The sequence below is a fragment of the Streptomyces sp. NBC_01808 genome, assembly GCF_035917395.1.
In the GTDB taxonomy this organism is placed as follows: Bacteria; Actinomycetota; Actinomycetes; order Streptomycetales; family Streptomycetaceae; genus Streptomyces.
Window position 1 is genome coordinate 5,604,770 of the sequence record NZ_CP109072.1, and the last position, 22,219, is coordinate 5,626,988.

Here is a 22,219-nt window from a genome sequence, read left to right on the forward strand (position 1 = left end):
GTGGGTGGTGGGCCAGGTCAGCAGAAGAAGACACAGCCCGTCCTGGTCTGCTCGTTGCCCCCGAGGGGGCCGGACTGCGACAGCGGGCGGCCGCGTACGGAGGAGCCGCTGTGCCCGGCGGAGCCGAAGAAGACCTGCCACAGTACGGTCCAGTCGTCGGGCTCGGCCGTCTCCGGGTCGATCACCGTCTCGGGGAGCGGGCGGACCCGCTCCTGCACGACGTAGTCGGGGCGCGGCGGTGATTCGAGCACGGCCCGCCACTCGGACTCGCCGACCTGGTCGCCGATGACGACGCCCTGGCTGGCGTACAGGCTGGCGGGCTTGAGCACGAGTTCCGTACGCCGGGAGAGGCACTCCTTCAGCAGGACGGCGCGGTCGTTCTGCGGGACGGTGGGGAACGCCGGCCCGAGCAGGCGGGTCCACGGCACGATCCGGTCGATGCAGGCGATCTCGGTCCTGGACAGCTTCGCCCGTACCGCGGGCTCGAAGAGCAGGCCGAGCGCCGCCTTGCTGTCGTGGATCTCCGGGTCGAACGGGGTGAACAACGCCGTGCGACCGCTCCGGTGGGCCTCGATCAGGGCCCGCAGCTTGGCCATGCCCTGCGGTTCCAGCGGGATGTGGCGTACGAAGAACATGCGCAGCACCACGTCGACCGGCCGGCCCCGCAGCGTGGCCTTGCCGTCGGCGAAGCCGAGGTCGGAGAGTTCGCCGTGGATGGTGTCGACGCCGTGGGAGCGGAGCGCGGGCATGAGCCGGCGGGCGCTCTGCTCGGAGCCCGACTCCTCGACGATCGCGACCACCGGGGAGTCGGTCCCGGCCGTCGTACGGCCGGCGGCGAGCAGGTCGTCCGCGAGACCCTGCACCGGGTCGGCCCAGGTGAGCCCGAACTCCTCCGCGAACCGGCCGAACGCGGACGTCCGCAGCAGGGCGCCGTTCAGCGTCGTCGTCAGCCGGCCCCCGAGCACGCTGCCCATGTTGAGCTCCAGCACCCGGTAGCCGTCCGGCGTGCGGAACACGTCGGCGCGGCCGTAGTCGATGCTGACGCCGGAGTCCCACGGTCCGGCGGGCGCCCCGGAGCCGACGATCCCGGCGAGCATCGCGGCCAGCAGTTCGCCGTCGTAGCCCTGCGCCCTCAGGTACTCCTCGACGCTGCCGCCGAAGCAGCGGCCCGGCAGGTCGTCCATGACCGCGATCGTCGCCTTGATGTCGGCGGTCAGGCCCTGCAGGCTGTCGAGCCGGGCGAACACGGGGCGCGCGATGGCGTCGTCGGCGTAGTGCGCGGCGGGCTCGGCGGGGTCGAGGTCCCGTACGCATCTGAGCAGCCGGCCGTCGGCCCCGGCACGCCGGTTGTACTCGTCTGTCAGATCGGCGTGCGACGCCATCGTGAACACCTCGGTTGTCGGTAACGTTCCACTGCTCAACTGCTCAACTGCCGCTGCCGGGCACCACGTAGGCCACCAGCCGGCGGTTGCCCGAGTCGTCGTCCTTCGCGACGACCACCGCCTCCCGCACCCCGGGGTGGCGGCGCAGCACCGCGGCGATCTCCTCGACCTCGATGCGGTGGCCGCGGATCTTGATCTGCGTGTCGGCCCGGCCGAGGAACTCGAAGCACCCGTCGGGGCCCAGCCGGACGAGGTCGCCCGTGCGGTAGAGGCGCTCGCCGCCCGTCTCCGGCGGGCCGGAGACGAATCGCCGGCCGGTCAGGTCGGGCCGGCCGCGGTACCCCAGTGCCAGGCCGGCGCCGCCGAGGTACAGCTCGCCGACCTCGCCGGCCGGCAGTACGCGCAGGTCGTCACCGAGCACCCAGGCCGTCGTGTTGTCGATGGGGCGGCCGACGGGTACGGGCACGTCGTCCGCTGCCGGGGGCACCCGGGTGATCAGCGAGTAGACGGCCATCTCCGTCAGGCCGTACATGTTCCAGACCTCGTCCGCCACGCGGCACAGCCCGTTCGCCAGCGGGCGGGTGAGGGGCTCCCCGGCGCTCAGCGCGAGGCGCAGGCCGAGGCCGTCCGGCGCGGCGGCGCGGAATCCGCCCCACGACGTCGGCGTCGCCGCCATCACCGTGACGCCCTGCGCCGTGACCAGATCGAGCAGGCGCTGCGGGTCGCGGGCGTCCGCGGTCGAGGCGATGACCAGGCGCGCACCGGTGGTGAGCGGCAGGAGCAGCTCCGGCACGGACATGTCGAAGGACGGGCTGGCGAGCGCGAGTACGACGTCCTCGCCGGTCACGCCGGGCTCCCGCGCCATGGAGCGGAGCAGGTTCACCACCGCGCGGTGCGGCACGCTCGCGCCCTTGGGGTCGCCCGTGGAGCCGGACGTGTAGAGGACGTACGCCGCGCCCTCCCCGAAGCCTTCGCTACGGGCGGTCAGCGGCGGGCCGTCCGCGGCGCCGCCGGCGGCCTCGAAGACGACCACGGGCACGTCGAGCCCGTCGAACGCGTCCTCCGGCGTGCCCGGCGCCGTGACGATCACCTGCGCCCCGGCGTCGCGGAGGACGAACTCGACCCTGCGGCGGGGATAGTTCGGGTCGACCGGCACGTACGCGGCACCGAGCTGCCAGCTCGCCAGCATGGCGATCAGCAACTCCACCGACCGGTCCCGGTGGATGGCGACGATGCTGCCCGGTGACACCCCGTGGCCCGCCAGCGTCCGGGCCAGCCGGCCCGCGTGCCGGCCGATCTCCGCGAAGGTCAGGCTCCCGCCGCTGTGCGCCACGGGCACGTCGGGATGCCGGCCGATCACGTCGACCACCAGGTCGAGGACGCTCCCGGCCGCCGTTTCCTGGTCGGGCGTCATGGGCGCTCCCCGTTCGCGGCCATCTCGGCACGCACCCGCGCGGCGAGCGTCGCGACCGTCGAGTGCTCGAACACGTCCTCGGCCGGAATGCCGACGCCGTGCGAGCGCTGAATATGCGAGACCAACCGGATGACCTGGAGTGAATTGCCGTCCAGGTCGAAGAAGTCGTCGTGGATGCCCACGTCGTCGAGTTCGAGCACCTGCCGCCAGACGTCGGCCAGTTCGCGTTCCAGGTCGTCGCGCGGTTCGCCGTCCATGCCGGGCTGCACGGTCACCGCCGGCAGTGCGTTGAGGTCGACCTTGTCGTTGGGAGTCCGCGGCAGGGCGTCTAACACGACTATCGCCGAGGGCACCATGTATGCGGGTAGCCGCTCACGCAGATAGGTCATCAGTTCCGTATCGAGCACGTACGGTTTCCTTCCGGGGTGGCGGTCATAGCGCAGGTGTACGACCCGATGCCGAACGAATTCAGGGCCGGGGCCCGGGAGAACACGGGATAACACCGCCGTGTACGGGGCCGTCAGGCTATCTTCGCCCGGATGACGGCCAGCGGAGCTGCATACACGGTGAAAACCGAGAAGCCCCAGTACGCGGTGTCTATCGAACTCGCGCCGACCCCGGTCAGCAGGTTCTCCCAGTCGGCCGCCGACCGGTATGACAACGGGTATGCCACCGTCTCGTGCTTCGTCAGGCAGCCCGACACGTCGAACAGGGACAGCGCGGCGAGTTTGTCGGCCTCGTCGAGGGCACGGAACTTGATGGTCAGTGAGTTGTCCGTGAATCCCGGGGTATCGGCCCAGGAGTCCTCCAGGATGAGGATTTCGCCGTCCGGCCGCAGCACGCGCGCGGCTTCCGCGAGCAGTGCTTCCTGAATCTGCTTGGTCATGTGGTGCAGCGCCACCCGGAAGGCCACGATGTCGGCGCTGCCGTCCGCCAGCGGAATGCGGGCCCGGTCCTCCTGGTGGGCGAAGTGCAGCCGCTCGCCGAGCATGACCGCCGGATCCTTCCGGTGGTCGACACCGGTGACGAGGCGGACTCCGGGGTTCCGTCGCAGCAGGCAGTCGCCGAATCCGTTGTTCGGGTTGCCGACGTCCACGACGTGTCCGGTCGCCGTGTCCAGGCCGCTGACGGTCTGGATCCGGCGCCACGCGCCTTCCTTGTCGGTGGTCAGGTTCGCGCCGTGGCCGGCCGCGTCCCATGCGTCGCGCGACTGTGCGAAGACCGCGTCCACTTCTTCGAGTGTGGTGCATTCGCGGAGCCGGGCGAGACCTTTGCCCATCAGTTCCCCGGCGCCCCGGCCGAAATGTAAGTCGTAGGTGAGCGGCAGGACTTCCTCGGCCAAGTCGAAGGCGGCGGTCCGGTCGCGGAGGTCGAGGAATACGCGCTGGGCCTCGATGCCGATGAGCGGGCATTCTGCGGTGGCAGACAAGCTTGGCTCCTTTCCGGAGATTCAGCATGCTTTCCCCGGCGACACCGGCACGAAGCCATCCGGGCCAGCCGATCAGCGAACATAATCCAGCGGTGCGGGCGCGTCAAGGACGCCGCCCGTAACAGCGCGATCATGCAGAGCGGAATGAGAGTCACCGCTTTGTGCGCCTCATGCACGGTCATCGGCATGGGCGTTGTCGATCTTCTTGACATGTACTTGCGGGCCGGAGAGTCTGTGTGGGAAGGTACGGCGAGTTGACTGTGTGATGAGGAATGACCCTGGGGTGCGTGTGTCCTGACATGCGTCGCCCCGGCGCACGGGGGCAGGTCGACCAGCATGAATACACCGTTCCAGCTGCGGTGAGACCTTCTGCCCGTGCCACATTGCGCATCGCGGGAGTTGCCGGAGGTCGCACATGAAGGAGCGGCGTATTGCACCGTACGGCACTTGGCCATCGGCCGTCGGGGTGGAGGATCTCGTGGACGGGATCCGGGAACTCACCTACCCGAGCCGCAGCGGCGACCGGACATTCTGGATTGAGACGGATCGCGCCGATCCTGCCGCCCCCCGATTAATGGCTGCCGCCGACGGACAGGAACCCGCGGTGGTCCGGTCGGGAGTGCGCTCCGACGTCGGCGGGTACGGCGCCGTGCCGTACGCCGTGCACGGTGCGTCGGTCTTCTACGTGGACGCGGCGGACCAGCGGGTCCACCGCCTCGACGCGGACGGCACGTCCGTGCCGCTGACGGCGGCGGAGGACCGCCCGGTCCGCTACGGCGCCCCGCGGCCGGCCCACGACGGCCGCCTGGTCTTCGCCGTCCGCGAACGCGGCGCCGGCCAGGACGCGGTGCACGAGCCGGTGGCGTTATCCGCCGACGGATCCGGGACGGTGCGGGTCCTCGCGACCGGACACGACTTCTACGGCGCCGCGGCCGTCCACCCCCGTGAGGCGCGGATCGCGTTCACCGCCTGGGACCACCCGCACATGCCCTGGGACGAGTCGGTCCTGTGGGAGCTGTGCCTGGACGGGGCCGGTGCGGTGGCGTCCCGCCGCCTGGTGGCCGCGGCCCCGGGTGTGTCCGTGACCCAGCCCTGCTACGCGCCCGACGGCCGGCTGCACTTCGTGGACGACCGCTCGGGCTGGTGGAACCTGCGCGTCGACGGCGCGGACACCTCACCTGCCCCCATGGCCGCCGAGTTCGGCAGGCCGGACTGGTGCTGCGGCCTGACCACCTACGGCTTCCTGGACGACGGCCGGATCGTGGCCGCGTACCGCACCCGCGGCAAGGACGCGGTCGCCGTCGTCGGCCAGGGCGCGGGCCCCCGGCCGCTGCCGCTCGACCGCGACGTGGTGGAGGCGCTGGCCACCGGCGGCGGCGAGGCGGTGGCGGTCGCCGCTTCCGGCTCGCACCCCGCCGCGGTAGTCCGGCTGCCCGTCGGCGGCGGGCAGCCGGAGGAGCTGCGGTCCAGTCTCCGGCGGGCCGCGCCCGGCGGTGAATGGATCAGCGAGGCACGGCCGTTCGAGTTCGACTCGGAGGGGCAGCCCGTCTTCGGGTTCTACTACGCCCCGCGCAACCCGGACCGCCGCGGCCCGGACGGCGTGCCGCCCCCGCTGCTGATGACCTGCCACGGCGGGCCGACCGTGGTGGCCTGCGCCCCCCTCGACTTACAGGTCCAGTACTGGACGAGCCGCGGATACGCGGTCGCCGAGATCAACTACGGGGGGAGCGCCGGCCACGGCCGGGCCTACCGCGAGCGGATCCGCGGCCGGTGGGGCGTGCTCGACGCGGCCGACTGCGTGAACGCCGCCCGGCACTTGGTGGCCGAGGGCCTCGCCGACCCCCGGCGGCTGGCCGTCCGGGGGCGCAGCTCCGGCGGGCTGACCGCGCTCAACGCGGCAGCTGCACACCGGGACTTCGCGGCGGTGGTCTGCTACGCCGGCGTCACGGACCCCGCGGCGATCCCCGAGCGCACCCACAAGATGGAATCCCGCTACCTCGACAGCCTCATCGGCCCCTGGCCCGTGGCCCGGGCACAGTACGCCGCCCGCTCCCCGCTCCGCAGACCCGGCCCGTGGACGGCGGCGGCGCTCGTCTTCCACGGCGGCCGCGACCCCGTCGTACCCGTCGAGCAGGCGGAAGGGCTGCGCGAGGGGCTGCGGGAGCGGGGCGCGGCCGTGGAACTCGTGGTCTATCCGGACGAGGGCCACGCGATCGCCAAGCCCGAGAACATCCGCCACCTCGTCGCGGCGGAGTCGGCATTCCTCACCCGCGTGCTCGGGCACGCGGAAGCGGAGGCCGCACCCCGCTTGTCCCGCCACTGAATCCCGTACGTCTCCGACTAGCCGACCGAGGTTTCTGATGCGTGGATATCTCTCGCCGTCGACGGTGGTCCAACCCCTCATCCACCGCTGGTACGCCGTCCCCATGGTCGCCGCTCCGCACACCGGCGCGCTGAACCTGGTGAAGCGCCACCTTCCCGCACTGCGCAGCTACGCCGAGTCGCCGCGCAAGCACGCCCGTGCCCTGGCCAACCCGCAGATGTTCGGGGCCCCCTACGTGAGCCCCGGCGCGAACGGGCCGGAGGCGGTGACCGAACTGCTCGACCGCACGACGCGCGAGGCCGCGCCGCGCATCCACATGGCCGAGGACATCGACACCGTACGGGAGATGCTCGCCAAGCACGCGGACGGGCGCGCGCTCACGTCGCTCTACGACGACCTCCCCGACTCGCTGCGCGGCATCACCGAGCTGGTCTACGACACGGCGAACCACCCTTCCGTCCGGTTCTTCGAGAGCCTGCTGTACCGGACGGAGGCGGCGCAGCCGGAGGCCGAGGTCGTCTCCCTGCGCGAGCGGCACGACCCCGACCAGCCGTTCATCTACAGCTCGCCGGTGCTGCCGGAGCCCGGACGCGTCGACCTGGCGGTCCCGTTCGCCTCCGAACTCCTCGACGAGCTGTTCGCGGCCCGGCTGGCCCCCGTCGACGTGGACGAGCTGGCCGGGCGGTTCGGCCTCGACGACGACCAGAAGGCGGCCTTCCGCCGGATGTTCACCGAGGAGGCGCCGCGGGCGTACGAACCGAACCTGACCGGCGAGGTGCGCATGCGCTACTTCGGCCATGCCTCCGTGCTGCTGGACTTCGGCGGGTTCACCGTGATGACCGATCCCACGCTCGGATACGACGGCGACGGCTTCGACGAGCACTACTCCATGGCCGACCTGCCCGAGACCATCGACGTCGTGATCATCAGCCACGCCCACTCCGACCACTTCTCCCTGGAGACGCTGCTGCAACTGCGCCGCCGCATCGGCGTGATCGTGGTGCCGCGGGCCTCCGGCGGCAGCCTGGCCGACATCGGGATGCGCGCCCTGCTGGAGCACTACGGCTTCACCGACGTGGTGGAGGTGGCCGACATGCAGTCGATCGAGCTGGGCCCGGCGCGCATCACGGCCCTGCCGTTCCTCGGCGAGCACGGCGAACTCGACATCCGGGCCAAGATGGTGCCGCTGGTGCGCCTCGGCGGGCGCGGGTTCATGTTCGCCACCGACACCTCGCCCGTGGACCCGACGATCTACGACCTGGTGGCCGCGGAGATCGGCCAGGTCGACGCGATGTTCATCGGCCTGGAGTGCGTCGGCGCCCCGATGAGCTGGCTCTACGGCCCGCTGCTCGACGAGCCCATCGCGCGGGAGCACAGCGTGGAGCGCGGCCTCAAGGGCTCCTTCGCGGCGCCGGCCGACTCGCTCGCCGAGCGGCTGGGGGCCCGCCAGATCTTCGTCTACGCGCTGGGCATCGAACCCTGGCTCAAGCACCTGACCGGCTGCTGGTACGACCCCGAGGCCGAGCAGCTCAAACAGGAGGTCCTGCTGCGGAAGCTGGCCGGCGACCGGGGCGTGCCCTCCGAGCTGCTCTACGTCACCGCGGAGCGCTTCTGGCCGGTGCGGGACGAGGAGAAGTGACGGAGCCGCCGGCACGTCCCGCCCCGTACCCGCCGGGCGGTGCGGCGGGCACGCCCGGCGGGAGCCCCGTGGTCGGCGTCGTCTACGACGTGGGCGCGGCGGGCCCGGCCGAGGTGGCGGCCGCCGCGCGCGCCTGCGGCGCCGGCGTGGTCCTGGTGGTCGACACGGCCTCGGACCACGTCCGGCACCTGCTGCCCGTGCTGGCGAAGCGGTTCACCCTGTGCGACGTCACCGGGCTCGACGCGGCCGGGGCCGTGGCAGCCGTCGCCGCGTTCGCTCCCGCCGGTCTTGTGACGTTCAGCGAGAACCGGATGGAGACGACCTCCGCCCTCGCGGCGGGGCTCGGTATCGGGCACTGGCATTCCCCCGCGGTGACCCGGCGGCTCGTCGACAAGCTGGAGCAGCGCCGGGCGTTCGCGGCCGCCGGGCTCGACGGCCCGCCCTTCGCCCCGGCGGACAAGGCCGTCGGCGTGGCCGACGCGCTCGGCACCGTGGGCCTGCCCGCCGTGCTCAAGCCGCGGCGCGGCACCGGGAGCCGCTTCGTCACCCGCGTCGACAGCGCCGCCGAAGCCCGCGTCGCCGCCGGGGAGTTCTTCGCCGCCGCGCCCGGCGCGGAGCTGCTGGTGGAAGGGCTGCTTCCGGGGGACGCCGCGGGCGCGGGCCCCGAGTGGGGGGACTACGTCTCCGTCGAGACCGCGGTCCACGGGGGCGCCTGCCACCGGCTGTGCGTGACGGGCAAGTTCCCGCTCGTACGGCCGTTCCGGGAGCGCGGCTCGTTCGTCCCGCACACCCTGCGGCCGCAACTCGCCGAGCACGCACACGAACTGGCCGAGGCGGCCATCGCGGCCCTGGGCGTCCGCGACGGGATCGTGCACACGGAGCTGAAGCTCACGGCGGACGGGCCGCGCCTGATCGAGGTCAACGGCCGCCTCGGTGGCCTCGTCGGCGACGTCGTACGCCGCGGCTCCGGCGTCGACCTCGTGGCGGCGGCGATGCTGCTGGCCCTGGGGCGGCCGGTGCGGGAGACGCCGCGGTTCGACGGCGTCGCGTACCAGTACACGCTGATGCCGCCGGCCGGCTCGCCGGGAACGCCGGGGACGCCGGGAACGCCGGGAACGCCGGGCGAGGCGGCCGGGCGGACCACGGCGACGGAGTTGGGGGCCCTGCGCCTCCTGCCCGGGGTCGACCTCGCCGACCTGCGTGCCCTCGAAGGCCCACCGGCCGACTGGCGCGGCGGGGCGACCGCCCGCCTCGGCCGCCTGCACGGACGGACACGCGATCACTCGGATCTCGCACAACTGACGCACGCGATCGACGACATCTGTCGTCCGGTTCTCGGGGATATGTGAGGGACGTGGCACATGAGCACGATGCAGACCGGCCGGAGCCGCGCACAGGCACTCTCCGCGGCGCAACGGCGGCTATGGCTGGCCTACCGGCTCCAGCCCGACAGCCCGGAGTTCACCGCTCCGTGGGCCGGACGACTGGTCGGTGAGCTCGACGCCGAACGCCTGCGGCGGGCATGGCGCGCCGTGCTGGACTGCCACGCGGAGCTGCGGCTGAGGCTCGACGAGGCGGACGGCGAGCCCTGCCGTTCGGCGTGGGCGGCACGGGACTTCCCGCTGCCGGTACGGGAGGTCGACCCGGCCACCGTGCCCGCGGAGCTGGAGCACGCGGTCACCCGCCCGTTCCCGCTCGTCGGGCACCGCCTGGTCGACGCCGAGCTGCTCCGGCTCGGCCCGGCCGAGCACATCCTGGTCGTCGGGGCCCACCACGCCGTGGTCGACGGCCGCTCCTTCACCCTCCTCGTACGCGACCTGTTCAGGGCATATGCGGGGGAGGAACTGCCCGCCGCCGGCCGCCCGTACACCGACTACGTCACGGCGGCACCCGCCCCGACCGACCGGCGGTTCGAGTCCTGGATCGAGGAACTCGAACTGCCCGAGGACGGCGACCCCCTCGGGTTCGCCCCCGCCGCCCGGGACGCCGACCGCGACGGGGCCCTCGTCCGGCACGCGATCCCGGCCGGGGTGTGGGAGGCCGTACGCGGGCTCGGCCGCCGTCTGCGCACCACGCCGCAGGTGATCGGCCTCGCCGCGTACGCGCTCGCGCTGAGCCGCTACACCGACAGGACCGACCTGATCGTCGGCGGCACCATGGACACCCGCTCCGGCGACTTCGCCGACACCGTCGGGATGTTCATCAACCCCGTGCCGCTGCGCGTCCGCGCCGACCCGGCCGCCGGTGTCGCGGACTACTGCCGGTCGGTGCACTCCTCGCTCATGCGCGCCTTCTCGTTCCGCGAGGTGCCGTTCGAGGAGGTCGTCCGCCGTCTGCACGCCACGCCGGACCCCACCCGCACGCCCCTCTTCGGGACCCTGTTCAACTTCGAGGCCGACGCGCCGGTCCTCGACACGGCGGGGCTGCGGATCAGCGAGGTCGAGCTGCCGGTCCGCGTCTCCAAGTACGACCTGACGATGGTGCTGCGGGACCGGGGCGACACGGCCGAACTCCTCGCCACCTACCGGTCGTCGCGGTACTCGCCCGCGCAGATCGAGCAGTTCACCGCGCACACCGCCGCGGTCCTCGCGGGCCTTTGCGAGGAGCCGGGCAGCGTCCGGGCGGTCCCGATGCTCTCCGCGGCCGACCGCTCGGAGCTGGCGGCGCTCGGCACCGGCGCGGCACCGGACGAGGACTTCCGCCCGGTCACCGGCCTGGTCGCGGACATCGCGGCGGCCGATCCGGAGCGCGTGGCCGTGACCGACGCCGACGGCGACCTCGGCTATCGCGAGCTGTCCGACCGCGCCGACGCCATCGCCGCCGCGCTGCAAGCCCGCGGCCTGGGCCGGGAGTCCCGCGTCGGGGTGCTCGCCGAGCCCTCCGCCGCGGCGGTGACGGCGGTGCTCGGCGTGCTCCGGGCAGGCGCCGCGTACGTACCGCTGAACCCGTCGTACCCGGCGGCGCGGCTGTCGGCGATGCTCCGCGACGCGGGGGCCGACGTCGTCCTCGGGGACCCCCGCTGGGCCGGCAGGCTGCCCGGCGCCGAGGTGTTCGCGCCCGCCGACCTGGTACGCACCACCGGCGCCGCGCCGTCGGAGCCGGCGGCGCCGGAGGGCGGCGACGCCGCGTACGTCATCTACACCTCGGGCACGTCGGGCGAACCGAAGGGCGTCGTCGTCGAGCACCGGTCCCTGGCCGCGTCCACCTCCGGCCGGCTCGCGACGTACGGGGGCCACGAGGTCTTCCTCCTGGTCTCCCCGCTCTCCTTCGACTCGTCCGTGGCCGGCCTGTGGGGCACGCTCGCCTCCGGCGGCCGGCTCGTCGTCGCCGCGACCGGCGACGTCCACGACCCGGAGCGCCTGACCGGCCTCATCGAGCGCCTGCGCGTCACCGCGATGCTGTCCGTCCCCACCCTCTACTCCGGCCTGCTCGACCGGGCCGACCGCGACGGCGCCGCGCGCCTCGCCTCCCTCCGGCTCGTCATCACGGCCGGCGAGGAACTGCCGCAGGAACTCGCGGACCGGCACTTCGCCGCGCTGCCGGAGACGGTGCTCGCCAACGAGTACGGCCCCACGGAGGCCACCGTGTGGAGCACCTTCCGGGTCCTCGACGAACCGGCGCCGGTCGACATCGGCGGCGCGGCCCCCGGCGCGCGGCTGTCGGTGCGCGACGGGAACGGGGACCTCATGCCGCGCGGCGCGGCGGGCGAGCTGTACGTCGGGGGGACCGGCGTGGCCCGCGGCTACCTCGGGCGCCCGCAGGACACCGCCGAGAAGTTCCTCGACGGGCCCGGCGCACGGATGTACCGCACCGGCGACTTCGTGCGCTGGAACGAGCGGGACGGTCTGGACTTCGTCGGCCGGCGGGACGACCTCGTCAAGGTCCGCGGACACCGCATCGAGCTGGGCGCGGTCGAGACCGCGCTGCGGGCCGCGGAGGGCGTCGCGGACGCGGTCGTGCTGCCGGCCCCGAGCGGCGCGAGCCTCGACGCGTTCCTCGTCGCCCGGCCCGGCTTCGACGAGAAGCAGGTGCGCAAGCAGCTCTCCGGCGAGCTGCCGCCGGTCATGCTCCCGGGCTCCTTCACGGCGGTGCCGGAGCTGCCGCGTACCCCGCACGGCAAGATCGACCGCACCGCGCTGCGCGAGCTGTCCCGCCGCGACGCCCCCGCGGCGGGCCCGCCGGACGCCGCCGCCCAGGCGCCGGACGCGGACCCCGGCGACGGCGAAGGCGCCGCGGACTCCGGGGCCGCCGTGCGCGCCCACGTGCGCGCGGCGTGGTGCGAGACGCTGGAGGTCGACTCGGTCGACACGGACGTCAACTTCTTCGACGCGGGCGGCCACTCGCTGCTCGTGCCCACCCTCCAGATCGAACTGGAGGACCGCCTCGGGGTGGAGATCGACATCCTCGACCTCTTCACCGCCACGACCGTCGACGACCAGGTGGAGCTGCTCACGGCCGGGCAGGCGGAAGAGGCCGCGCCGGAGCCGGCGCTCGACCCGCGGCAGGCACGGCTGGCGGCCGGCCGCCGCCGTGCCGCGGCCGCAGGGGACGCATGAGGGACCGCTCGCTCGACGTCGCGATCACCGGGGTGCACGCCCGGCTCCCCGGCCCGGCCGACCCGGACGCCTGGTGGGCGGCCGTACGCACGGGGCAGGTCCTCACCACGCGCCTCGACGCGGACCTGCTGGCCGAGGCGGGAGTGCCCGCCGGCCTCGCCGGGGACCCCTCGTACGTGCCGGTGCGCGGCCGCATCCCCGACGGCGAGCGCTTCGACGCCGAGCTGTTCGGGATCAGCCCGCGCGAGGCCGAGCTGATCGATCCGCAGTACCGCCTGATGCTGGAGGCGACCTGGGCCGCACTGGAGGACGCCGGCCGCGCCCCGCTGACCGACACGCTGCGCACCGCCGTGTTCGCCTCGGCGAGCGAAAGCTCCCTCGCGCGCGTCCTCGCCGGCGGCGACATCGATCCGGCGACCCGGGAGGCGCTCGCCACCGGCACCAGCCGGGACTTCATGGCGACCCGCATCGCCTACCGCCTCGGCCTGCGCGGCCCCGCGATGAGCGTCTCGACGGCCTGCTCCTCCTCCCTGGTCGCGATGCACCTGGCGGTGCAGTCGCTCAACAACGGGGACTGCGACCAGGCGGTCGTGGTCGCGGCCTCGCTGCGGCTGCCGCAGGCCGGGTCGCAGCACGTACGCGGCGGGATCGTCTCGCCGGACGGGTGCTGCCGCCCCTTCGACGCCGCTGCCAACGGCACGATCGGCGGGTCCGGCGTCATCGCCATGGTGCTGCGCCGCCTCGGCGAGGCGGACGCGCATCCCGCACCGTACGGCGTGGTCCTGGGGTCCGCCGTCAACAACGACGGAGCGGACAAGGCCGGCTTCAACGCGCCGTCGCCCCGCGGCCAGACCGCCGTCATCCGCTCGGCGCTCCAGGTGGCAGACGTGGCGGCCGGTTCCCTCGGCTACCTCGAAGCACACGGCACCGGTACGTACGTGGGCGACCCGATCGAGTGGACCGCGACGTCGACCGCACTGCGCGAGAGCGGCGCGGGCCCGGCCCGAATCGCGGTCGGCTCCGTGAAGGCCAACATCGGCCACCTCGACGCCGCGGCGGGCCTCGCGGGCCTGTACCGGACGCTGATGGTGCTGGGCCGCGGCGAGGTGCCGGCGATGGCCGGGTTCAGCAGGCTCAACCCCCTGCTGCCCGCCGAGTCGCCCCTCTACGTGCCGTCCGCGCCGGATCCGTGGCCCGGGGCGGCACCGCGGCGCGCCGGGGTCAGCTCCTTCGGGATCGGCGGCACCAACGCCCACGTGATCGTCGAGGCCCCGCAGCCCGCCCGCCGGGCGGCAGCGGCGGCAGCCGGCGGTCCGCCCGTGCTCCTCACGCTGTCGGCGATCCGCCCCGCCGCGCTCGACGGCGCGGCCGAACGGCTCGCGGCACGGCTGACGGGCCGTCAGGACGACGTCCGGGACGTGGCCTTCTCCCTGCGGGTGGGACGGGCCGTCCTGCCCGAGCGGCTGGCCGTCGTCGCGGCGAGCGGGGAGGAGGCCGCGGCGGCGCTGCGCGGCGGCCCCGGCGGCGTACGCGGCCGGGCGCCGGGCGGCGGGGACCGGCCGGTGGTCCTCCTGCTGCCGGGGCAGGGCTCGCAGCGGCCCGGCATGGCCGTGCCGCTCGCGGAGCACCTCCCGGGCTTCGCCAAGGCGCTGGACGGCGTACTCGGCGCCTTCCCGGCGGAGCACGCCGCACGGGTCCGCGAGGCCGTGTACGAACCAGGGTTCCCCGCGGCCGAGCTGAACGGCACGCGGCTCTCCCAGCCCGCCCTGTTCGCGGTCGCGTATGCGGCCGCGGGTGCACTCGCCGAGGCGGGTGTGCGGCCCGTGGCACTGGCGGGGCACAGCCTCGGCGAGATCACCGCCGCCACGATCGCCGGCGTGCTGGCTCCCGCGACCGCCGCCGAGCTGGTGGTGCTGCGCGCGGAGGCGATGGCCCAGTGCCCGCCCGGGGCCATGCTCGCCGTCACCGGCGACGCCGAGGAGGCGGCCGGGTTCACCGCCGCGGACCCCCGGCTCGCACTCGCCGCGGTCAACGCCCCGGACGCCTACGTCCTCAGCGGGCCGGAAGAAGCCGTCGACGGACTCCACCGCCGGCTCGAAGGCCGCGTGCCCGTCCGCCGCCTGCGGACCGGCCACGCCTTCCACTCGGCCGCCATGGAGCCCGCGGCCGATGCCGTACGGGCCCACGTCGCGGGGCACGCTCCGGGCCGGGTGCGGGTGCCGTTCGTCACCAACGCCGACGGCGCCCTCGTGGCCGCACGAACACGCCTGCCACTGACCGTGTTCGCCGACACGGTCCGCGCCACCGTGCGCTTCGCCGACGGGCTGCGGGCCCTGCGGGAGCGCTATCCGGACGCGATCGCCCTGGAGGCGGGGCCGGGCCGGGCGCTGTCCGCGGCCGCCACCCGCATCGGCATGGACACCGTGCAGCTGGCCCCGCGGTCCGGCGAAGGCGAGCCCCTCCGCGCGCTCGCCCGGCTGTGGACCGAGGGCGTGCCGGTGGATCTCGCCGCTTTCGCCCCCGCCGCGAGCGGAGTCCGGCTGCCGGGCACGGTCTTCGGCGGCCGCCGCTACCCGGTGTCCGAGCTGCGGCTGGCGGCGACACGGCCGGCCGCAGCCGGCACCCCGGCCGCCGACGCGGCGGCGCAGGCGGGGGAGGACCACGCGGCGGCGGACCACGCGGGGGAGGAGCAGCCCACGCCGCACGAGGAACTGGTGGCCGCGTGGCGCGACCTGCTCGGCCACCCGGACCTCCGGCCGGACGACGACTTCTACGACCTCGGGGGCGATTCGCTGACCGCGATCCGCATCGTCCGCCGCCTGGAGCAACGGCTCGGTATCGGCCTGCCGTTGCGCGAGTTCATGCTCTCCCGGACCCTCGGCCGGCAGGCGGGTCTCCTCGCCCGGCTGGCCGCGCAGAGCGATATGGAGGATTCCCCGTGACGGTGCGCTGCCGCAGAGGCGGACCGCGATGAGCGGCGACGCGTTCATCCGTATCGACGAGGCGTTCGCCCGGCAGGCCGCGGCGCGTACGGACCAGGTCGCCGTCTGGGATCCGGCCGGGACGTACACGTACGGCGAACTGTGGGAGGTGTCCGGACGGTTGGCGCACGCGCTGGCCGAGTGGGGCGTCCGCCGCGGCGACGCGGTCTGCCTGCACGGGGTGGGCGACCGCGACACGATCGCGGCGATGCTCGGCGTGCTGCGCGCCGGAGCCCACGTCGTGCCCGTGGACCCCGGCTATCCGGCCGAGCGCGTCGAGCACATGGCCGCTCTCGTCGGGGCCCGCCTGCTCCTCCTCACCGCCGACCACAAGGTGCCCTCGGGGCTGACGGTCGCGACCCGGCACGTACAGGACCTGACGGGGCCCGCCGGCGCGGAGGCCGCGGCTCCCCGGCCGGCCGGCAGCGCGCACGACCTCGCCTACATCATGTTCACCTCGGGGTCGACGGGGCGGCCGAAGCCGGTGGGTGTGCCGCACGGCGCCCTCAGCGCGCTCTGCCTGCGGGACAGCCCCGTCCGGCGGGCCCCCGGGGACGTGTTCCTCGTCCACACCATCCTCACCTTCGATCCGTCGATGCTGGAGATCTGGTCGGCTCTCCTCGCCGGAGCCGCGGTGCTGTGCGCGCCGCGTACGTCGCTCGCGGTGCACGAGACGGCCGCGTTCCTCGCCGACCCGCGGGTCACCACCGCGGTCCTCACCCCGGCGGTGTTCGCCCTGGTCGTCGAGCGCCACCCCGAAGCCCTGCGGTCGCTGCGGCACCTGATCGTCGGCGGCGACGTGCTGCCGTACGAGCACGCGGTCCGCGCCCGGCGGGAGTGTCCCGACCTGGAGATCGTCAACTGCTACGGGCCGACCGAGAACACCATCGTGAGCACCGCGTTCAGCCTCTCGTCGTGGGACGGAGCGGGACCGTCCGTGCCCATCGGAAAGCCCGTCGCCGGCACCGTCTGCCTGCTGCTGGACGCTGACGGCGGTCCCGTACCGGACGGCGAGGTCGGCGACCTCTACGTGGGCGGGGACCGCCTCGCGGCCGGGTACGCCGGCGATCCGGAGTCGACCGACGAGCGCTTCCTCCCCGACCCCGCCGTGCCAGGCGGGCGGATCTACCGGACCGGCGACCGGGCCTCGCTCCTCCCGGGCGGCGACCTCGCCTTCCACGGCCGCGAGGACGACGAGTTCAAGGTCCGCGGCTTCCGCGTGAACCTGGCCGAGGCCGAGTCGGTCGTCGAGGCGGACGAGCAGGTGCGCGAGGCGGCGGCGGTCCAGGTCGGTGCCGGCTACGACAAGAAGTTCGTGGTGTTCGTCAGGACGACGGCGCCCGGCGCGGCCCTCCGGGACATCAGGGCGCGCACGGCCGGGCGGGCGCCGGGGCACCTGGTGCCGGACGAGGTGGTCGCGGTCGACGGGTTCCCGCTCACGGACGCGGGCAAGGTGGACCGCGCGGCGCTGGCCGCCCGGTACCGGGACCGGCGCGACGCGGCGCCCGCCGGGGAGCGGGACGGTGAACGGCCCGGGGACGACCGGGCCCTGCTCGCGGCGATGTGGCAGGAGCGCACCGGCACGCTGGCGGAGGAGGGACACGACTTCTTCGGCGCCGGCGGCAACTCGCTGGACCTCATCCGGCTCATCGACGACATCGGCGACCGCTTCGGCGTACTCCTCGACTTCGTGGACGTATACGGGATCGGGTCCTTCGACGAGCTGGCCGACCTGGTGCGTACGGCCCGGGACGAGGCCGGCTGATGGCGCCGCAGGGCCCCCGCCCCGTCGTCCGGGTGCCGGTGCCGCGGCCGGCGGCCGGCCGCCGCCTGATCTGCTTCCCGCACGCCGGCGGGTCGGCGAACTTCTTCCGGGACTGGGCCGCCGGCCGGCCGGAGACCGAGGTGGCCGCCGTCCAGTACCCGGGCCGGGCGGACCGGCTCGACGAGCCGTGCCACGACGACCTCGGGCAGGCGGCGGACGAGGTCCTCGCCGCGGTGGGCCCCTTCCTCGACCGCCCGGTGACCTTCCTCGGGCACAGCCTGGGCGCGATCGTGGCGTACGAAGTGGCCCGGCGCCTGGAGCAGATCGGGCTCGGCGTCGAGCGGCTCGTCGCCTCGTCGGCGCGGGCGCCGCACGACCCCGACCACGTGGCCGCCCAGGACGTCGACTGGGACGACGACGCCGCGGCGCGGTCCCTGACCGCCCTGGGCCACACCGACGCCGAGGTGCTGGCGGACCCCGCTGCCCGGGGGCTCGTACTGCCGTATCTGCGCGCGGACTTCGAGATGCTCCGGCGCTACCGCCATGTGCCGGGGGACCGGCTGAGCTGCGACATCGTCGCCGTACACGGCTCCGAGGACGGGCACGTGAGCGCCCGGCAGGCCGAGCGGTGGGGCGATCTCACCACCGGCGTCTTCCACCACGCCACCAGGCCCGGCGGGCACTTCTACCTGGTGCCCGCGCCGCCGCTGGACCTCTTCCTCGACAGGCCGCGCCGACGCCGGGTGGAGCCGCCCGTGAACCCCGGGAGGGGAGACACACATGCCCGATGAGCTACGCATCGAAGCCGACGCGGACCTCGTACGCACACTGCTGCGGGCGCAGGCGCCGCAGTGGGGTGAACTGCCGCTGGAGCGCGTCACGTCGGCCGGGGTGAACAACACCCTCTACCGGCTCGGCGACCGGCTGAGCGTACGGCTGCCGCAGACGGAGTGGGCCGCCGGCCACATCCGCAAGGAGCACCGGTGGCTGCCCCGGCACGCCCCGCGGCTGCCGCTGGACATCCCCACGGCCGTGTTCACCGGCGCCGCGGACGACGACTTCCCGTGGCCCTGGCTGGTCTGCCGGTGGCTGGACGGCGCGGACGCGGTGGCGTCCCCGGTGTCCGACGAGCGCGCCGCCGGTCGGGCGCTGGCCGGGTTCGTCGGTGCGCTCCAGCGCATCCCGACCGCCGACGGGCCGCGGGCCGGCCTGCACAGCGGCCTGCGCGGCACGCCGCTGCCGGTACGGGACGGGGTGGTCCGGAGGGCGCTCGGCCACCTCGAAGGCAAGTTCGACGTCGAGGCCGCCACCGCCCTGTGGGAGTCGGCGATCCGCGTGCCCGCGTGGCGGCGCGCGCCCGTGTGGGTGCACAGCGACATCCACCCGGGCAACGTACTCGTACGCGACGGGGTGCCGGGCGCGGTGATCGACTGGGAACTGCTCAGCGTCGGCGACCCGGCGCTCGACGTGATGGCCGCCTGGACGTTCCTGTCGTCCGCGGGGCGCGAGACCTTCCGGGAGGCGCTGCCGGTGGACGACCACACCTGGGCGCGGGCCCGCGGCTGGGCGCTGTGCGTCGGCGTGATCGCCGCGGACTACTACGAGGGCAGCAACCCGGTGCTGGCCGGGTTCAGCCAGCGGGCGGCAACGGAGGCCATCGCCGACTTCGAGCACGACCGGTGACGCCTGAACCCGGCGGGCCCCGCCCGCCGGCACGGCCGCGGGCGCGCTCAGTTCACGGCGCGGGCCATCCGGGCCACCGCCTCGCGGACGCGGTCGGCGGAGGTGGCGAGGTTGAAGCGTACGAACCCGCGGCCCGCCGACCCGTAGAGCGGGCCCGGGCTCAGCGCGACCCGGCCCCGCTCCAGGAACGCGGCGGCCGGGTCGTCGCCGAGGCCGAGCGCCCGGCAGTCCAGCCAGGCCAGGTACGTGGCGTCCGGCGGCCGGTACCCGATCCGCGGCAGCTCGCGGTTCAGCTCGTCGGCGAGCAGCTTGCGGTTCTCGTCCAGCCCCGCCAGCAGCTCGTCCAGCCACGGCTCGCCGTGGCTGAACGCCGCCACGCCGGCCATGACCCCGAAGATGCCCGCGGACACCCACAGTTCGGGCGGCAGCCGGTGCAGGTCGGCGGCCGCACCCGGCGCGGCGACCAGCAGCGCCGCCTTCAGCCCGGCGACGTTCCACGCCTTCGACGCGGACACCGCGACGAACGACCGGTCCGCGGCCTCTGAGTCGAGCATGGCGAACGGGACGTGCACGACGCCGGGGTACGTCAGCGGGCCGTGCACCTCGTCCACGACGACCCGGACGCCGTACCGGTGGGCCAGCTCCGCGATCGCGTACAGGGTCTCGACGTCGGCGACGGTGCCGGTCGGGTTGTGCGGGTTGCACATGAGGTACGCCCTGGCCCCGGCCGCGAAGGCGCCCTCCAGCCCGGTCAGATGGATCCGGCCGTCCACCATCGGGTTCTCGACGACGCACCGGCCGAGCGCCTGGAGCTGGCTGAGGAACGCCGGGTACGCCGGGGTGTCCAGCACGACCCGGTCGCCGGGCTCGGTGACCAGCCGGATCGACTCGGTGATCGCCTGCGTCACGTCGGAGACCAGGGTGATGCGGGCGGGGTCGGGCCGCCACCCGTACCGGCGCGCGGCGAACTCGGCGAACGCGCCGGGCAGGTCCGCGTGGTACGCGTAGCCGGTGTCGCCGCGGTCGAGCGCGGCGGCCAGCGCGGCCCGGATCGGCGGCGCTAGCGGGGTGTCCGTTTCGGCGAGCCACATCGGCAGCACGTCCGGCGGGTATTCCCGCCACTTCAGGCTGCGCCGGGCGGCCAACTCGGCCGCGCTGTACGTTTGTAAGGGATTCGCCACGGCGTTACCCGATCACATGGGAATTCATGCGCAAACCAACCTCGCTATTCGGTGGTCTTTGTCGTGGCCGCCCTCCGCGGGCGGCACCCGGGCCGGTCCGGCGTTCCGCCCTCGGCGGCTCAGCAGCCCGGGAAGGCCATACGGTGGGGCCCGACAGGAGGCGGCGCCTCATTCCCCGGTGGTGCCGACGCAAGTCCGCGCGAAGTCCCGGGTGATCGTCTCGACGAATTCGCGCGTGTACATACCCTCGGCGCAGCTCGCGTTGGCCACGGCCGGGCGGTCGCCGTAAAGGAAGAGCGCCAGTGCCAGACCGGGCTGGTGGAAATCCTTGCCGAACATGGGCAGGGATTCCCGCGTGAGCGGTACGCCGCCGAGGCGCGGCGCCGGGTCGTACACCGCGGTGTTGACATACCCGTATCCGGTCGGTTCCCGGTCGTACGCGTCGGGGTACCGGGCCCGGACGTACTCCTCGTGGCTGAACATGCTGTGCGAGATCGCGTCCAGGACTCCGGACCGGACCTTGGGCGCCAGCGACGGAACCGTGTCCTCCACGGTCACCGGAATCCGCAGCATCATGCGGTTCGAGAAGTATCCGATGAGTTTCTCCGTGCCGGGCCAGATGCGCCGCGACGTGGCGAAGAGGAAACGCACGTCCCCGGAGTGCCCGTGGGCCCGCAGGGTCACCGCGGTTGCGGCGAAGGCGAGCATGGTGGTCGTCACGCGCAGCCGCCGCGCGTACTGCTTCAGCCGGGCCGTGTCGTCGGCGGACAGCTGGAGATCGTAGTTGATGATCTCGCCCCACGGCTCGCAAGGGCCTAGCTCAGGCAGGTCGAGGCCGGGATAGGCGCCGAGTCCCTTGTTGTGCTCGTCCCACCAGGCGAGCGACTCCGCGCCGTCGTCGCCGGCGAACCAGGCGCGCTCATCGAGCGCGAAACGGGTGGCGTCGGTGACCAGTTCGTCGAAGGCGGACGCGGGTCGGTCGGCAAGTCCGTCGTACACCTTGGTGATGTCGTCGAACAGGGCCATGGCGCCGGCGTGGTCGAGGATGCTCTGCTCGATGGAGACGCCGAACATGTCGCTCTCCGGGCGGTGCAGGACGACCGCGCGGAGCAGCGGCCGTTCGAACGGCGCGAACATGTCCTGCAACCATGCGTACGCCTCGGCGTCCGCGGCGGCCGGATCGGCACCGGCGGTCATTTCACGCAGCGGCCAGGTCGCCTCACCGGGCGGAATGCACCCGACCGTGTCGATCGAATCCGGAAAGAAATACAGGCGCAGGCCACTGTGCCTTCTGGCAACGAGGCGCAGCGCCTGCTCCATTCGCGGTACGTCGAGGCGGCCGGGGTAGGAGTACGCCCATACGTACGGATTCTTCCACCAGCGGTCGGGGCCCTGTAACAGTGCGAGCCGCTTCGTCTGGGTGGTGGTCGCCGGATACAGCCGCCCGTCCGTTCCGGGTTCGGCTTCGGTGCTCTCCGGCTGTGATGCGGCGTGCATACTCGACTCCTCCGGCTGGGGCATCGGTAACGGGACGACTTCACTCCACTTATGGCCGTGGGACCGCGGCCTTCCGAACACGCAAGTCCGACTCCTCCGTAGCACGCCTTTGGCGGTGACCGACGAGGCAACCATACGAGCCCGCGGATATCTGCGGAACCCTCCGGTAAGCGGGTGATGAGCCGCCGAGGGATTTACCACCGGATCTCCACCCGGTGTTCGGACCGTTCCGTACGGCTCCGTGGCGATTGCGGTCGCCGGGTGCCGGCCGGGCGTCCTTGTGATAGGCGGCATACCGGCGTGCCCCGGGAAGTCACGCGGGGCGCTGTCGCCGAGCATTGCTTGCAGCCGTTGCAGCCGTTGCAGCCG

14 protein-coding genes are annotated in these 22,219 nt (G+C 73.7%); 8 read left to right on the top strand and 6 right to left on the bottom strand.

What is annotated here, in order from left to right; genetic code table 11:
* Positions 1–17 precede the first annotated feature (17 nt).
* From OG946_RS24925 to OG946_RS24940, 4 genes are all read right to left on the bottom strand, one after another.
* Positions 18–1,382, bottom strand: a complete 1,365-nt coding sequence (locus OG946_RS24925; protein ID WP_326798236.1) for a hypothetical protein — start codon at positions 1,380–1,382, stop codon at positions 18–20.
* A 43-nt stretch (positions 1,383–1,425) separates the two neighbouring features.
* Entirely contained in the window at positions 1,426–2,796 is a 1,371-nt protein-coding gene (locus OG946_RS24930; RefSeq protein ID WP_326798237.1) for an amino acid adenylation domain-containing protein, read from the bottom strand.
* Positions 2,793–3,203: a phosphopantetheine-binding protein gene (locus OG946_RS24935; RefSeq protein ID WP_326798238.1), complete on the bottom strand. Its 411-nt coding sequence runs from the start codon at positions 3,201–3,203 to the stop codon at positions 2,793–2,795. The genes OG946_RS24930 and OG946_RS24935 overlap by 4 nt, the downstream gene beginning before the upstream one ends.
* 113 nt (positions 3,204–3,316) lie before the next feature.
* Positions 3,317–4,225, bottom strand: a complete 909-nt coding sequence (locus OG946_RS24940; RefSeq protein WP_326798239.1) for a class I SAM-dependent methyltransferase — start codon at positions 4,223–4,225, stop codon at positions 3,317–3,319.
* A 604-nt stretch (positions 4,226–4,829) separates the two neighbouring features.
* Here OG946_RS24940 and OG946_RS24945 point away from each other — a divergent pair.
* From OG946_RS24945 to OG946_RS24980, 8 genes are read left to right on the top strand one after another with little or no spacing between them, the layout of a single operon-like run.
* Complete coding sequence (locus tag OG946_RS24945; protein WP_326798240.1) at positions 4,830–6,548, top strand: prolyl oligopeptidase family serine peptidase; 1,719 nt, start codon at positions 4,830–4,832, stop codon at positions 6,546–6,548.
* Positions 6,549–6,585: 37 nt separating this feature from the next.
* Positions 6,586–8,187: an MBL fold metallo-hydrolase gene (locus OG946_RS24950; protein WP_326798241.1), complete on the top strand. Its 1,602-nt coding sequence runs from the start codon at positions 6,586–6,588 to the stop codon at positions 8,185–8,187.
* Complete coding sequence (locus OG946_RS24955) at positions 8,184–9,536, top strand: ATP-grasp domain-containing protein (protein ID WP_326798242.1); 1,353 nt, start codon at positions 8,184–8,186, stop codon at positions 9,534–9,536. Before OG946_RS24950 ends, OG946_RS24955 begins: the two co-directional genes overlap by 4 nt.
* 12 nt (positions 9,537–9,548) lie before the next feature.
* Positions 9,549–12,743: a non-ribosomal peptide synthetase gene (locus OG946_RS24960; protein WP_326798243.1), complete on the top strand. Its 3,195-nt coding sequence runs from the start codon at positions 9,549–9,551 to the stop codon at positions 12,741–12,743.
* Positions 12,740–15,685 carry a type I polyketide synthase gene (locus OG946_RS24965; RefSeq protein ID WP_326798244.1) on the top strand — a complete coding sequence of 982 codons (2,946 nt, stop codon included), beginning with the start codon at positions 12,740–12,742 and terminating at the stop codon, positions 15,683–15,685. The genes OG946_RS24960 and OG946_RS24965 overlap by 4 nt, the downstream gene beginning before the upstream one ends.
* A 28-nt stretch (positions 15,686–15,713) precedes the next feature.
* On the top strand, positions 15,714–17,489 hold the full coding sequence (locus OG946_RS24970) for a non-ribosomal peptide synthetase (protein ID WP_326798245.1): 1,776 nt from the start codon (positions 15,714–15,716) through the stop codon (positions 17,487–17,489).
* A complete protein-coding gene (locus tag OG946_RS24975) occupies positions 17,489–18,280 on the top strand; it encodes a thioesterase II family protein (RefSeq protein WP_326798246.1) in 792 nt (263 codons plus the stop codon). Before OG946_RS24970 ends, OG946_RS24975 begins: the two co-directional genes overlap by 1 nt.
* Positions 18,270–19,172, top strand: a complete 903-nt coding sequence (locus OG946_RS24980) for an aminoglycoside phosphotransferase family protein (protein ID WP_326798247.1) — start codon at positions 18,270–18,272, stop codon at positions 19,170–19,172. The genes OG946_RS24975 and OG946_RS24980 overlap by 11 nt, the downstream gene beginning before the upstream one ends.
* Before the next feature lie 47 nt (positions 19,173–19,219).
* On the opposite strand, the gene OG946_RS24985 is transcribed toward OG946_RS24980, so the two are convergent.
* The gene (locus OG946_RS24985) at positions 19,220–20,317 is read right to left on the bottom strand and encodes a MalY/PatB family protein (RefSeq protein WP_326800361.1); all 1,098 of its coding nucleotides are present in this window, start codon (positions 20,315–20,317) and stop codon (positions 19,220–19,222) included.
* A 204-nt stretch (positions 20,318–20,521) separates the two neighbouring features.
* On the bottom strand, positions 20,522–21,874 hold the full coding sequence (locus OG946_RS24990; RefSeq protein WP_326798248.1) for a condensation domain-containing protein: 1,353 nt from the start codon (positions 21,872–21,874) through the stop codon (positions 20,522–20,524).
* Between the last annotated feature and the right edge of the window lie 345 nt (positions 21,875–22,219).